The sequence below is a fragment of the Streptomyces sp. KR80 genome (genome assembly GCF_052245555.1).
In the GTDB taxonomy this organism is placed as follows: Bacteria; Actinomycetota; Actinomycetes; order Streptomycetales; family Streptomycetaceae; genus Streptomyces.
Map to the genome: position 1 here is coordinate 155292 of NZ_JBQQCD010000008.1, position 14064 is coordinate 169355.

Annotated in this window: 10 protein-coding genes; 8 read left to right on the plus strand and 2 right to left on the minus strand. The window is 71.8% G+C overall.

What is annotated here, in order from left to right; genetic code table 11:
- Window positions 1-52: 52 nt before the first annotated feature.
- Window positions 53-580, minus strand: coding sequence for a GNAT family N-acetyltransferase (locus ACTWQI_RS14630; protein ID WP_443270551.1), 528 nt, complete (start codon window positions 578-580; stop codon window positions 53-55).
- Between the two features lie 64 nt (window positions 581-644).
- Window positions 645-1679: an Rv2578c family radical SAM protein gene (locus ACTWQI_RS14635; RefSeq protein WP_443270552.1), complete on the minus strand. Its 1035-nt coding sequence runs from the start codon at window positions 1677-1679 to the stop codon at window positions 645-647.
- Between the two features lie 159 nt (window positions 1680-1838).
- Here ACTWQI_RS14635 and ACTWQI_RS14640 point away from each other — a divergent pair, with 159 nt between their 5' ends.
- The 8 genes from ACTWQI_RS14640 (at window position 1839) to ACTWQI_RS14675 (ending at window position 13995) form a co-directional block, all read left to right on the plus strand.
- Window positions 1839-2282: an SRPBCC family protein gene (locus ACTWQI_RS14640; RefSeq protein ID WP_443270554.1), complete on the plus strand. Its 444-nt coding sequence runs from the start codon at window positions 1839-1841 to the stop codon at window positions 2280-2282.
- Window positions 2283-2521: 239 nt separating this feature from the next.
- Window positions 2522-4996: an MFS transporter gene (locus ACTWQI_RS14645; protein ID WP_443270555.1), complete on the plus strand. Its 2475-nt coding sequence runs from the start codon at window positions 2522-2524 to the stop codon at window positions 4994-4996.
- Between the two features lie 350 nt (window positions 4997-5346).
- On the plus strand, window positions 5347-7896 hold the full coding sequence (locus ACTWQI_RS14650; RefSeq protein WP_443270557.1) for a SpoIIE family protein phosphatase: 2550 nt from the start codon (window positions 5347-5349) through the stop codon (window positions 7894-7896).
- A 78-nt stretch (window positions 7897-7974) separates the two neighbouring features.
- A complete protein-coding gene (locus tag ACTWQI_RS14655; protein WP_443270559.1) occupies window positions 7975-8697 on the plus strand; it encodes a class I SAM-dependent methyltransferase in 723 nt (240 codons plus the stop codon).
- A gap of 98 nt (window positions 8698-8795) precedes the next feature.
- Window positions 8796-9629 (plus strand): M55 family metallopeptidase, encoded by an 834-nt coding sequence (locus ACTWQI_RS14660; RefSeq protein WP_443270561.1) that lies wholly within the window; start codon window positions 8796-8798, stop codon window positions 9627-9629.
- The gene (locus ACTWQI_RS14665) at window positions 9622-11067 is read left to right on the plus strand and encodes a M20/M25/M40 family metallo-hydrolase (protein ID WP_443270562.1); all 1446 of its coding nucleotides are present in this window, start codon (window positions 9622-9624) and stop codon (window positions 11065-11067) included. The genes ACTWQI_RS14660 and ACTWQI_RS14665 overlap by 8 nt, the downstream gene beginning before the upstream one ends.
- 4 nt (window positions 11068-11071) lie before the next feature.
- Complete coding sequence (locus ACTWQI_RS14670; RefSeq protein ID WP_443270564.1) at window positions 11072-13147, plus strand: S9 family peptidase; 2076 nt, start codon at window positions 11072-11074, stop codon at window positions 13145-13147.
- A complete protein-coding gene (locus ACTWQI_RS14675; protein ID WP_443270566.1) occupies window positions 13144-13995 on the plus strand; it encodes a 4'-phosphopantetheinyl transferase family protein in 852 nt (283 codons plus the stop codon). Before ACTWQI_RS14670 ends, ACTWQI_RS14675 begins: the two co-directional genes overlap by 4 nt.
- Window positions 13996-14064 lie beyond the last annotated feature (69 nt).

The following is a 14064-nucleotide window of genomic DNA, read 5'->3' on the forward strand; positions in this document are numbered from 1 at the left end:
GGCCTCCCCCAGGCTCCGTCCGGGGCTACCCCAGCCGGGGCCGGTCGCTGTGTCAGCGCGGTCCGGCCCCCAGCGGGCGCACGTAGCGCACCTCGGGCACGACGGCTCCGCCGACCTCGTACGGCACCTCGGTCCCGTCGGGCTCGAACCCCGCGATCTCGTAGAAGCGGCGGGCCCGCGCATTGCCCTTGAGCACCCACAGGCGCAGCCGGGGGAAACCGCGGTCGGTGGCGCGCGCGAGGGACTCCTCCAGCAGCGCGCGGCCGACGCCGGTGGACAGATGCTCGGGCAGTACATAGAGGGCGTACAGCTCGCCGTCGCCGGGGTCGGCGTCCTCGTCCCGGCAGGGGCCCGTGCAGGCCCAGCCCACGACCTTGTCCTTGCGCTCGGCGACGAGGTTGTCGACCCTGTCCTGCCGGTCGGTGAAGCGCTCGCGGCGCAGGGCGGCATCCTCCGCGACGGACAGCCCGTTCAGGTACGGCCGTGGAATCAGCCCGGCGTACGCGTACTGCCAGCCGCGCACCCGGACGGCCGCCACCGCTGCTATGTCCGCCTCGGCCATCTCCCGAATCTGCAGCATGAGCGCCAGCGTACGGTGGCCGGAGCTTTCTGACTGGCCGTTATATCCCGTCATGGGCGGGCCGTCAGAGAAGCGTCAGCTGCGTCGGTTCGGGAACAGCGGGCTCCGGGGCGGCCGGCGGTGGCTCGATGCGACGGGACGCTCCCGCGCGGGAGGGGCCGATGCCGAACTCCGTGGCGAACTCGTGGACTTGTCGGGTGATGCGGCGCTGATACCACGTGGGGGCGTACGCGCCGGCCGCGTACATCGCCTCGTACCGGCTCACCAAGTGCGGGTGGTGCCGTCCCAGCCACGCCATGAACCACTCGCGGGCTCCCGGCCGCAGATGCAGCACCAGCGGTGTCACCGAGGTCGCGCCGGCGGCCGCGATGGCGCGGACCGTCGCCCGCAGCTGCTCCGGTGAGTCGCTGAGGAAGGGGATGACCGGGGCCATGAGGACGGCGCAGGGGATGCCGTGGTCGGCGAGGGTCCGGCAGACGTCCAGCCGGCGCTCCGGTGACGGGGTGCCCGGCTCGACGGTGCGCCAGAGCTCCCGGTCGAGGAAGCCGACCGAGACGGAGGTGCCGACCTCGGTCACCGAGGCAGCCTCCCGCAACAGGTCGAGGTCGCGGAGGATCAGCGTCCCTTTGGTGAGGATCGAGAAGGGGTTGGCGTAGTCGCGCAGCGCGGCGAGGATGCCGGGCATCAACCCGTAGCGGCCCTCGGCCCTTTGATAGCAGTCGACGTTCGTGCCCATCGCGATGTGGTCACCCTGCCAGCGTCGCGAGGCGAGCTGTTTGCGCAGCAGCTCGGGCGCATTGACCTTCACCACGATCTGGGAGTCGAATCCGGTCCCGGTGTCGAGGTCGAGATAGCCGTGCGTCTTGCGCGCGAAGCAGTACACGCAGGCGTGGGTGCAGCCGCGATACGGGTTGACCGTCCACTCGAAGGGCAGCCGGGAGGCGCCCGGCACGCGGTTGACGATCGAGCGCGCCCGGATCTCGTGGAAGGTGATTCCGCGGAACTCGGGGGTGTCGAAGGTGCGGGTCACCGCGTCCACGCCGAAGAGCGAGGGCGCCGCCGCGCTCGTACTGCCACTGCTCAGACCGTCCCAGCGCATGGCGCCTCCCTTTCCCTGCACATCACGGCATGCTAGAACGTGCGTTCGAATTGCGCCAGTGGTGGCCCCGATTTGGGCAGGCGCACCGCCGGTGGTTGGCTTGGGTGGCGCCCGCCGAACGCAGGCGCGGGCCAGCTGAATCGACGGGAAGGAAGAACGATGGCGCAGGTCGAGGCCACGACGGAGCGAATCGTTGCGGCGGACCCCGAGGCGGTGTTCCGCGCGATCTCCGACTACACAGGCACCCGCGCCAGGCTGCTGCCCGAGCACTTCAGCGAGTACGAAGTGCGCGAGGGCGGCGACGGCGAGGGGACGCTGGTGCACTGGAAGCTCCAGGCCACCAGCAAGCGGGTCCGCGACTGTCTGCTCGAGGTCTCCGAGCCGACCGCCGGGCAGCTCGTCGAGAAGGACCGCAACTCCTCCATGGTCACCACGTGGACCGTCACGCCTGCGGGCGAGGGTCGGGCCAAGGTCGTCGTCACCACCGTCTGGACGGGAGCGGGCGGTATCGGCGGCTTCTTCGAGAAGACCTTCGCGCCCAAGGGTCTTGGCCGGATCTACGATGCGGTGCTCGCCCGGCTCGCGGCCGAAGTGGAGAAGTGAGCAGGCGTTCCGGAGTGGTGGGGGAGTAGCCCGATCGAGTGGTTTTCGCGGTAGCGGAGGTGTGGGCCGGATGCACCCGGCGCGGCGCGAAAGCCGCTGATGAGCGCCGAAAGGCGCCCGGGGCAACGTAGTTGGTGACCTGTCCCTGCGGTTCCTTAGGTGAATCGTCGTGCTTGCTCGCTGTTGTTGCGTAATGCGAACAATGGGCGGCGGCGCAGATGCGACGAGGGGAGCTGTACGTGGGCGGGACCACAGTGGTGAAGGGCGGCGAGCCGGCCACCGCACCCGCCCAGGCCCCGCCCCCGGACCTGGACCTGGACGACGACGCGGGCCCCGGAGCAGCCGGAGCCGCACAGGCCGCCGAACTCAGGCCGCGCCGGGTGCGGACGCTCTTCTTCGCCCTGATGCTCACCCTGCTCCCGGCCGCCTTCGATCAGACGATCGTCGTGACCGCGCTCCCGGAGATCGTCGGGGAGCTGCCCGGCCTGGACCGGACGTCCTGGGCTGCGACCTCGTACCTGCTCGCCTTCACCATCGGGCTTCCGCTGTACGGCAAGCTCGGCGACCTCTTCGGGCGCAAGGGCGTCGTCCAGTTCGCGCTCCTGGTCTTCGTCATCGGGTCCGCGCTGGCCGGCCGGTCGCGGACCATGGACGAACTCATCGCCTTCCGTGCCGTCCAGGGCATCGGCGGCGGCGGTCTCCTGATCGGTGTTCAGACGATCGTCGCCGACCTCGTACCGCCCCGCGCACGAGGCCGCTACCTGGGCCTCATCGGAGCCGTCTTCGGGCTCGCCCCGGTGGCGGGCCCGCTGTTCGGCGGTTTCCTCACCGACCACGCCTCCTGGCGCTGGTGCTTCTACCCGAACGTGCCCATCGGACTGGTCACGATGGTGGTCGTCGCGCTGGTGCTCGACCTGCCGAAGCCCGCCGTCAAACGGCGGTTCGACGTCCTCGGCGCACTCCTCCTCGCCGCGTCCACCGCCTGTCTCGTCCTGCTGGCCACCTGGGGCGGCACGGAACACGCGTGGACCTCGCGCGTCATCGCCGGGCTCGCCTGCGGCGCGCTCGGCACGGCACTGCTCTTCGTCGTCGTGGAGCACTGCGTGCCCGAGCCGATCGTGCCGCCGCGGCTATTCCGTGACCCGGTCTTCACCGTCACCGGGCTCATCGGCGCGGTCCTCGGGGCCGCCCTCCTCGGTGCCGCCGGCCAGTTGCCCACCTTCCTGCAGCTGGTCCACGGCGTCGGCGCCACCGAGTCCGGGCTGCTGATGCTGCCCATGATGGGCGGGATCGTGCTGGCCTCCATCGCCACCGGCCATCTCATCGCCCGTACCGGGCGCTACCGGGCCTATCCGGTGCTCGGCTGCGCGGTCTCGGCGGTCGGGATGTGGCTGCTGTCCCGGCTCGACGCGGATACCCCGCGGTGGGACTACAGCTGGTGGATGGCGGTCCTCGGCGTCGGCATCGGGCTCGTTATGCCGGTCCTGATCCTGGCCGTGCAGAACTCGGTGGCGCCGTCCGACCTGGGAGCGGCCACCGGCGCCGGCACCTGTCTCCGGCAGCTCGGGGGTTCGGTCGGCGCGGCGGTCTTCGGGACGCTCATCGCTCACCGCCTCGCCGACGGCCACCCGAAGGAGCTCCCGTCCGGCACGGGGGCGGGGTCCGATGGCGGGGCCGATGTCGCGGCTGCGGTCGGCCTACCAGGGCTGGACACCATCACCCCGCAGCTGGTCCGTGCCATGGACGCGGCGCTGGGTGACCGTTACGTCCACGCCTACGCCGACGTACTGCCGCGCCTCTTCCTGTACCTCGTGCCGGTGCTCCTGCTCGGCCTTCTGCTCGCCTTCCTCCTCAAGGAGAAACCCCTGGTGTCCCACAACGAGCCCGGAGCCGGCGACTCCCCGATCATTCCGCCCGCCCGGTCGGCTCCGGCCGGAGAGCGAGGGGCCGACCGCGCCGGAGTGCCGGTCTGTGGCACGGTCCGGCACCACGACGGAAGCGCGGTCCCGCGCGCCGCGCTCACCCTCATCGACGTCACCGGACGGCAGATCGGACGAGGGGCGTCCGGGGAGGACGGCCGGTACGCACTGAGCACACCGGACTCGGGTGCGTTCGTCCTCGTCGCGGCGGCCGCCGGACACCAGCCGCGGGCGCTGAGCGTCACGGTCGGGGAACGACCGGTCGAACTCGACGTCGTCCTCGGCGGGGCGGGTCGCCTCGTGGGGACCGTGACCACCGCCGACGGCACCCCGGTGCGCGACGCGACGGTGACGCTGACGGACGTTTGGGGCGAGGTCGTCGCGACGACGCGCAGCGGCCGCGAAGGCGGTTACGTCATGGCGGAGTTGGTGGCGGGCGAGTATGTGCTGGCAGCCGGCGCCCCCGCGTTCCGTCCGGCGGCGCTGCCCGTGACCGTGCAGGCGTCGTGCGAGACCCGGCAGGACGTCGAGTTGGCGGGCGGCGCGGTGTTGCGGGGCACCGTGCGGTGCCACGACGGGCGGCCGGTGGGGGACGCCCGCGTCACCCTGCTCGACGCGGCGGGCAACGTGGTCGACACGCTGACGACCGGCGTCGACGGAACCTTCCGCTTCGTGGACCTCTCAGCGGGCGAGTACACGTTGATCGCCGCGGGCTACCCTCCGGTGGCCACGGTCCTCCAGGTCGCCCGGGGCGGGCGCACGGAACGGGATCTGCAACTCGGCCACAAGGACTGACTCCTCGCGTCCCGAGCCTGCCGCACGACCCCGCGTCGGCGGCGCCGCCCGCACGAGCGCCGACGCGAGTCCAACGGCTTCGACCCGAAGTCCCTCGCGCAGGTGAAAGCGCGTGAAACTCGATCCGTCGGACGGTCGTTGATGAGGAGCGATGGCCGCGTCCACCGGACCGCACGCCCGCGTAAGGACGGGGCCCTCCGCTGCCCGCGGCGCACTTCGCGGCACGGAGCGGCGCTCGCCGCGACCGGGGCGCACCACCTCTTCTCGCGTTGAGCCGCGCGGTGCTCCTACTCGGCCGTACTGTGGTGACGGTGCCGCAGATCTTGCGACAGGGAAGGAGCCTCCCCGCCATGGACCGTGGTGTTCCGCCGCGTGTGCCGCAGCAGAGTGCCGCACCTGGCAGGATTCCGCTTGCCGTTGTCGTCATGGACGACGACGGCCTGGTGTCCCACTGGAGCTCCGGCGCCACGAGACTCTTCGGGGTCGGCAGGCGGGAGGCCATCGGGGTGCCGGTCGGCGATCTGCTGCCGGTGTCCGGTGCGCTGGCCGAACAGGGCGGGTACGGGCCGTACGAGGAGCTCGGCCCCGATCTCGACGCTTCGCTCAGCGGAATGAGCTCCTATCCCGCCGCGGGCCGTGCCCGCTTCTCCACGACCGACGCCCGCGGTGTCCCCGACCCCCAGCCGGTCACCGGCCCCTGCCGTGTCACCAACGGGCACGGCGGCGGCGAGCCGGAGGGAGCGGGCGCGCTGGACGTGCTCTGGTGGGCCTACCCCCTCGTCGGCCCGGGCCCCGAGCGTCTGCTCGTGCTCGCGGCGGACGCCCGCCGTCTCCGCGGCACGGGTGGGCTGGACGACCCCCTCGGGGAGAGCATCGCCCCCGGCTTCGCCCTGCACACCGAGTTCCCCGGCGCCGACGAGCTGGCCAGCCGGCTTCCCGAGATCCTCCCCAGCATGAGCGTCGCGGAGAGCAATCGGATCGTGGCGCAGGTCCTGGAACTCGGCTATCCCATCCTGGAGTTCAGCCGCCACCACCGGGTGCCCGTCAGCCCGGACTGGGGTGTGCCGCGCCGGGTCTTACGCCGTCCGGGCGGGCAGGCCGCCGGCGTCGGAGGCGATACGGTCGTCACCCCGCTCCCCCCTGGGCGGACGACGACGCCCGAGCAGGACCTCGAATACGCCGCCGTGCGCGAGCGGCTGGAGTTCCTCAACGAGGTCAGCAGCGGCATCGGCTCCTCCCTGGACCTCGCGCGGACGATCCGCGAGGTCACCAGTGCCGCGGTGCCACGATTCGCCGACTTCGCGGGTACGCATCTGCGGGCCCAGATTCTCGCCGGAGAGAGCTTCCCCGAGGGGACGCCCGACGTCACCACCGTCTGGCACCGGGTCTGGGTGGAGCACAACGACGAGCCGGGCCGCTGGGACGACACCGTGCCGGTCGGTGAGGCCATGACCTTCCCCGAGCACACCCCGTTCTTCCAGTGCATGGTCACGGGTGAGCCGGTGCTCATCCCGCGGATCGACGACGAACTGGGCGACAGGATCGCCGCGCAGTTCGAGAAGCGGGATCTGCGGCCGCTGATCAACGGGCGGTCGATCCTGATCGCGCCGCTCAAGGCCCGCAACGTGGTGCTCGGCTTCATGGTCCTGCTACGGCGCCCCGGGCGGGAGCCGTTCCACGACATGGACCGGACGACAGGGGCCGAACTCGCTGCCCGCGCGGGGCTGGTCCTCGACAACGCGCGCATGTACACCTACCAGGAGAGCGTCGCCGAGACCCTCCAGGACAGCATGCTGCCCCAGGTCACCCCCCGCATGGCGGGTTGTGACACTGCCACCCGCTACCTGCCGGGCACCCGGCTCGGGCGGGTGGGCGGAGACTGGTTCGACACCATCAAGCTGCCGGGCTCACGTACCGCCCTGGTCGTCGGTGACGTCATGGGCCACGGCCTCAATTCGGCGGCGATGATGGGGCAGTTGCGCACCGCGGTGCAGACGATGGCCGCGCTCGACCTGCCGCCCGCGCAGCTGCTGCGCAATCTCGACGACCTGGCGCGCCGCCTGGGCGAGCACTACCTGGCGACCTGTGTCTACGCCATCTACGATCCCGTCCGCTCTGAGCTGCTGATCTCCAACGCCGGGCACATCCCACCGGTTCTCGTCCGCGCCGAGGACGGCCGGAGCGAGCTGCTGGAGCTGCCGACCGGTGCCCCGATCGGTGTGGGCGGCGTGCCCTTCGAGACGGCCACGGTGCCCGTGGCGCCCGGCGACCGGCTCATCCTGTGCACGGACGGCCTGGTGGAGATGCGAGGCCAGGACATCAGGGCGGGGCTGGTCGCCCTGTGCGAGTCGGCCGCCCACCCCGCCGCGTCCATGGACGCCGCCTGCGACACCATCATCCGGGCCTTGGCGGTGTCCACCTGGGACGAGGGCCACGGCGGGCGGAAGGACGACGTGGCCCTGCTGATGGCCAGGCTCAACGGCATCCCGGTGGACCATGTGGTCAGCTGCCGTCTCGCCCTCGAGCCGAGCGAAGTCGGACGGGCGCGCAGGCTGGTCCGCGAGCAGCTCGCGCGGTGGGGTCTTGGCGACCTCGTGGAGCCCACCGAGCTGCTGGTGAGCGAGGTCGTCACCAATGCCGTACGGCATGCGCACACCGACCAGGTGACGCTACGGCTGGTCTTCGCGGACGCGCTGTTGTGCGAGGTGTCGGACGACGACCGTGAGGTGCCCACGCTGCTCCACGCCGACCGCGACGAGGAGTACGGCCGCGGGCTGCGCGTCGTGGACGCGCTGACGACGGAGTGGGGCACCAGCTCGCGCTTCCGGGGCAAGACCGTGTGGTTCGAGCAGGCCCTGCCGCCGTCGGCGGCGCAGGGGGCTCGCTCGAACAGCCGGTGAAGGATCGTCGGCGTCTCTTGCCCAGGTCCGTCCATGGCGGTAGAAGATCGTGACGGACCGTCGGATCCAGGGAGCACCATGAGTGTGTCGCAGCGGTACAGGGAGGCGTGGGAGAGCTACTGGAGGGACACCTCCGATGCTCCGGGCGAGGCGATCTGGGATTCCGATCCGTCGGTCACGGCGATTCCGCACATGGAGTGGTTCGCACCGCATGCGGACCCGTCGCTGCCCATTGTCGACCTGGGGTGTGGCAACGGGACCCAGACCCGCTACCTGGCCACCCGGTTCCCCCGGGCGATCGGCGTGGATCTCTCGTCCGCTGCGATCGAGCATGCGCGCCGCGCTGACTCCGAGAGCGTCGCGGAGTTCCGGCAGCTCAATCTGACCGACGTGGACGACGTACGGGAGCTCCACGAGCAGCTCGGTGACACCAACGTCTATATGCGTGCCGTCATCCATCAGAGCGAGCCGCAGGACCGCCCGGGTGTCGCGGCCGCCGTGGCGGGCATGGTCGGCACGGCCGGCCGGGCCTTCGTGGCAGAACTCACGTCAGCGTCCAAGGCGGTGCTGCAGCGTGCGGTGCAGTCGCCGGACGGTCCGCCGCCGAAGCTCGCCCGGGTCTTCAAACACGGGCTCAAGCCCGCGGAGGCGGACGACGCGGAGGTGCCGCGGCTGCTGCGGCAGGCCGGGCTGGAGGTGCTGGCGCAGGGCGACACAGCGCTCGCACAGACTGAATACCTCGAGGACGGCACGCGAATCGAGCTGCCGGCTCGCTGGTTCGTGCTGGGCCGTACGGTCTGACCTGCGGCGATGTCCTGTGTAGCGGTGTGGACCCGGGCGGCGTGCCGAGTTTTCCACAGGTGGCGTCAGAGCCCTGTTGGACCGCGTAACTTACAGGCATGAAGATCCTCATCTCCGCGGACATGGAGGGCGCCACGGGCGTCACCTGGCCTGCCGATGTGCTTCCGGGCAGTGAGCAGTGGCAGCGCTGCCGCTCCCTGTTCACGTCCGACGTCAATGCGGCGATCGCCGGATTCTTCGCCGGTGGTGCCGACGAGGTGCTGGTCAACGAAGCGCATTGGACGATGCGCAATCTGCTTCTGGAGCGGCTCGATGAGCGCGCTCAGATGCTGACCGGGCGGCACAAGTCCCTGAGCATGGTCGAGGGCGTGCAGCACGGGGACGTGGACGGCATCGCGTTCGTCGGCTATCACACCGGCGCGGGGACGGAAGGAGTGCTGGCGCACACCTATCTGGCCAACTCCATCACGGGTGTGTGGGTGAACGGCACCCGCGCGAGCGAGGGCCTGCTCAACTCCCTGGTGGTGGCGGAGTACGGGGTGCCGGTCGTGCTGGTGACCGGCGACGACCGCACCTGCGAGGACGCCGCGGCGTACGCGCCGCGGGCGCACGGCGTGGCGGTCAAGGACTACGTCTCGCGGTACGCCGCGGTGTGCCGTCCGCCGGCGCGCACGGCGGCGGACATCCAGGCAGCCGCCAAGGAGGCCGCCGCGCTCGCGGTGCGGCACGACCCGGCGAGGGGCGGGCCGTTCGCGATGGAGCTGGAGTTCGACGCGGAGCATCTGGCCGGTGCGGCGACAGTCGTGCCGGGCGTGGAGGCCACCGGGGAGCGCCGGGTCGGGTACACCACGGACACCATGTACGAGGGCATCCGCTGCTTCAAGGCGGTCACGACCATCGTCTCGTCCGCTGTGGAGGAGCAGTATGGCTGACGCGATCGACCCCCGGGCGCTCGACGAAGCGGTGCGGTTCACCGCCGAGCTGATCCGCATCGACACCACGAACCGAGGGGGCGGCGACTGCACCGAACGGCCCGCGGCCGAGTATGTGGCCGAGCGGCTCGCCGAGGCGGGGCTGGAGCCGGCTCTTCTGGAAGGTGCCCCGGGGCGCACGAATGTGGTGGCCCGCATCGAGGGCACCGACCCGGCGGAAGACGCGCTGCTGGTGCACGGCCATCTCGATGTCGTACCCGCCGAGCCCGCCGACTGGAGCGTGCACCCGTTCTCCGGGGAGATCCGGGACGGCGTGGTGTGGGGCCGTGGCGCGATCGACATGAAGAACATGGACGCGATGGTCCTCGCGGTCGTCCGGGCCTGGGCCCGCACCGGGATCAAGCCACGGCGCGACATCGTGCTGGCCTTCACCGCGGACGAGGAGGACAGCGCGGAGTACGGCTCCGGGTTCCTCGCCGACCGCTACCCCGAGCTGTTCGAGGGCTGCACAGAAGGGATCAGCGAGTCGGGGGCGTTCACCTTCCACGCAGGCGGCATGCGGCTCTACCCGATCGCGGCGGGGGAGCGGGGCACGGCCTGGCTCACGTTGACGGCCCGCGGCCGGGCGGGCCACGGCTCCAAGGTCAACCGGTCGAACGCGGTGAGCAGACTGGCCGCGGCGGTCGCACGGGTCGGGGAGTACGAGTGGCCGGTCCGGCTGATTCCGACCGTGCGTGCCGCACTGACCGAGCTGGCGGAGCTGTACGGCGTCGAGGCCGACCTGTCCGCCACCGACCCCGGGGACCTCGCCCGGGAGGTCGACGGGCTCATCGCGGAGCTGGGACCGGCCGGGGCGCTCGTCGAGCCGACCGTACGCAACAGCGCGAACCCGACGATGCTCGAGGCCGGTTACAAGATCAACGTCATTCCGGGGAGCGCGACCGCATGCATCGACGGGCGGATGCTCCCGGGCACCGAGGAGGAGTTCCGAGCCACCCTCGACCGGCTCACCGGCCCGCACGTGGACTGGGAGTTCCGGCACCGGGAGGTGGCCCTGCAGGCTCCGGTCGACTCGGTGACGTACCGGGCCCTGCGAGACGCCGTCGAGCTCTTCGACCCCGGTGCGAGCACCGTGCCGTACTGCATGCCGGGCGGCACCGACGCCAAGCAGTTCTCCCGGCTCGGCATCACCGGCTACGGCTTCTCGCCGCTGAAGCTGCCCGAGGGCTTCGACTACGCCGCGCTGTTCCACGGCGTGGACGAAAGGGTCCCGGTCGAGGCGCTGCACTTCGGAGTGCGGGTGCTCGACCACTTCATGAAGCACAGCAGCCCGAAGCACGGCACCACGACGGACGGCACCACGACGGGCGGAAGCCTGGCGACCGGCGGTTTCCCGGCCGCCGACGCGGGGACGACCAGCAGCTTCCTGGAGGCGTGAGGACATGGTGACCACGGCCCCGTACGGCACCTGGCGGTCGCCCATCGACGCCGCGCTGGCCGCCTCCCACGACGGGAGGCCGGAGTTCCTCGGGACGGTCGGCGAGGAGGTGTGGTGGACCGAGCCACGTCCGGCCGAGGGCGGCCGGCGGGCGCTGGTCCGGCGGCGCGCGGACGGGACCGTGCACGCGGTCCTGCCCGCACCTTGGAACGTCCGCAGCAGGGTCATCGAGTACGGCGGACAGCCGTGGGTCGCCGTCCCCCGCGCCGAGGGCGGACCCCTGGTCGTCTTCGTCGACTTCGCCGATCAGCGGCTCTACGCCTTCGAGCCCGACGCTCCCGACGCTCCGGAGCCACGCCCGCTCACCCCCGTCTCGACGGTGGGAGGCGGGCTGCGCTGGGCCGATCCGCACCTCCACCCCGACCGGGGCGAAGTCTGGTGTGTGCTGGAGGAGTTCACCGGCGAAGGGCCGACCGACGTCCGGCGCGTCATCGCAGCCGTCCCCCTGGACGGCTCGGCCGCGGACGAGCGCAAGCGGATCCGGGAACTCACGGACGACCGGAACCGCTTCGTCACCGGACCGAAGCTCTCTCCTGACGGGCGGCGGGCGGCCTGGATCGCCTGGGACCATCCGCAGATGCCCTGGGACCGGACGGTGGTCAAGCTCGCGGAGGTCACCGAGGAAGGCACGTTCATCGGGGCCCGGACGATCGTCGGCGGCAGCGAGCGACCCGGGACGGCCGAGTCCGTCGCCCAGGTCGAATGGGCGTCGGACGGGGCGCTGATATTCGTCACCGACATCACCGGCTGGTGGAATCTGCGACGGATCGATCCCGACGCGTTCGCGCAGGGGACGATTGTGAGCACCGAATTGTGCCCGCGCGCGGAGGAGTTCGGCGGGCCGCTCTGGCGGATCGGCTCCTGCTGGTTCGCCCCGCTGCCCACCGGCCTGATCGCCGTGGTGCACGGGCGTGGGGCCACCTCGCTCGGGATTCTGGACCCGGAGACCGGCGACCTCTGCGATGTGGCAGGACCGTGGACGGAGTGGACCCCGACTCTCGCGGCCGAGGACACCCGGGTCGTCGGCGTCGCCGCCAGTCCCCGCAGCGCCTACGAGGTGGTGGAACTGGACACCGCCACCGGCCGGACGCGCGTGATCGGCGCGGAGCATCACGACCCTGTCGACCCGGCGTACTACCCCGACCCGCAGATGCGGACCTTCACCGGACCGGGCGGCCGGGAGATCCACGCCCATATCCACCCTCCGCACAGTCCGGACCACATCGCTCCGGCCGGCGAGCTCCCGCCTTACGTGGTGTGGGCGCACGGTGGGCCCACCAGCCGCGCTCCCCTCGTGCTCGACCTTGCGATCGCCTACTTCACCTCTCGGGGCATCGGGGTCGCCGAGGTCAACTACGGGGGGTCGACGGGCTATGGGCGGGTCTACCGCAACCGGCTGCGCGGGCAGTGGGGAGTGGTGGACGTCGAGGACTGCGCCGCTGTAGCCGAGGCGCTGGCCGAGGAGGGCACCGCCGACCGCGCGCGTCTCGCCATCCGCGGCGGCAGCGCCGGCGGCTGGACGGCGGCGTCCTCCCTCACCCGTACGGACGTCTACGCCTGCGGCACGATCAGCTACCCCGTGCTGGATCTGCTGGGTTGGGCCACCGATGGGACGCACGACTTCGAGTCGCAGTATCTCGAGGGCCTCGTCGGGCCGGCGGCCGAGGTCCCGGAGCGCTACCGCGACCGGTCGCCCCTGCACCACGCCGACCGGATCGCAGCCCCTTTTCTCCTGCTGCAGGGACTGGACGACGTGATCTGTCCACCCGCTCAGTGCGAGCGATTCATCGCGGAAATGGCAGGGCGGGGAGTCCCCCACACGTACCTCACCTTCGCGGGGGAGGGACATGGCTTCCGCCGTGCCGAGACCATGATCCGGGCGCTGGAGGCGGAACTCTCGCTCTATGCCCAGACCTTCGGCTTCACCGCGCCGGACGTGCCCCCTCTGGAGGCGGCCGGTCTCTCCTCTCCAGGCGCGCGGGTATCGTCGTCCGGCATGGACCAGGAGACCGGACGATGACCGCCGCCGGCCCGCCGGCCGGCGCCGTGGGCGACGGTGACCGCCGGTCCGGCCCGGGTCCCGGGGCGTTCACCTCGCTGCCGGGCCCACGGGCCGGTGACGCGCCGGGGCGGGTCGCCCAGCCGCTGCTCCCTCGCCGCTTCGGTGTGGATCCGCTGCCCGGCCCGTGGGCGGCGGCCTCGGGTCCGCCGCAGCTGTGGTCCGTGGGCGTGTCCGCACAGGCCCGGTGGGCCGCCGAGGACGAGCGGCTGCTCGACACGGAAGAGCGGCGGCGGGTCCGGAGCTTTCACCGGGACGTGGACCGTGACCGTTACCGGGTCGCCCATGTGGCGTTGCGGCGGCTGCTCGGCGCCTATCTGGGCAGCGATCCGGCGGGGGTCGAGCTGCTCCGGGAACCCTGCCCGAACTGCGGCGGCCCGCACGGCCGCCCGGCGGTGGCCGGAACCGCACCGCACTTCTCGCTCTCCCACTCGGGGGATCTGGTGCTGCTCGCCTTCTCGGACACCCCGGTCGGGGTCGACGTCGAGCTGGTGCCGTCGTCCGCGACGGTGGAGGAGGTCGCGACGGCGCTGCATCCCAGGGAGCGCAGCGAGCTCGCGGCGCTGGCCGGCGACCTTCGTCCCGCCTTCTTCGCCCGCTGCTGGACCCGCAAGGAGGCATATCTGAAGGGCACCGGGACCGGCCTCGCCGAAAGCCCCTCCGTCACGTACGTCGGGGCCGTGGCGGCCCCGGTGCATCCGCCGGGCTGGCTCCTGGGCGATGTGGCCGTCCCGCCCGACTACGCGGCCGCCTGCGCCGTACACCTCGGCGGCCCCCTCACCCGTCCGGATCAACGGCCGTCCCCGTAGGGACCGGGCCCGCGGGCGGCCGCCGTCGAGGAAGGCGCATGCTGAAGGCGAGGGGGTGGCCGGACGAGA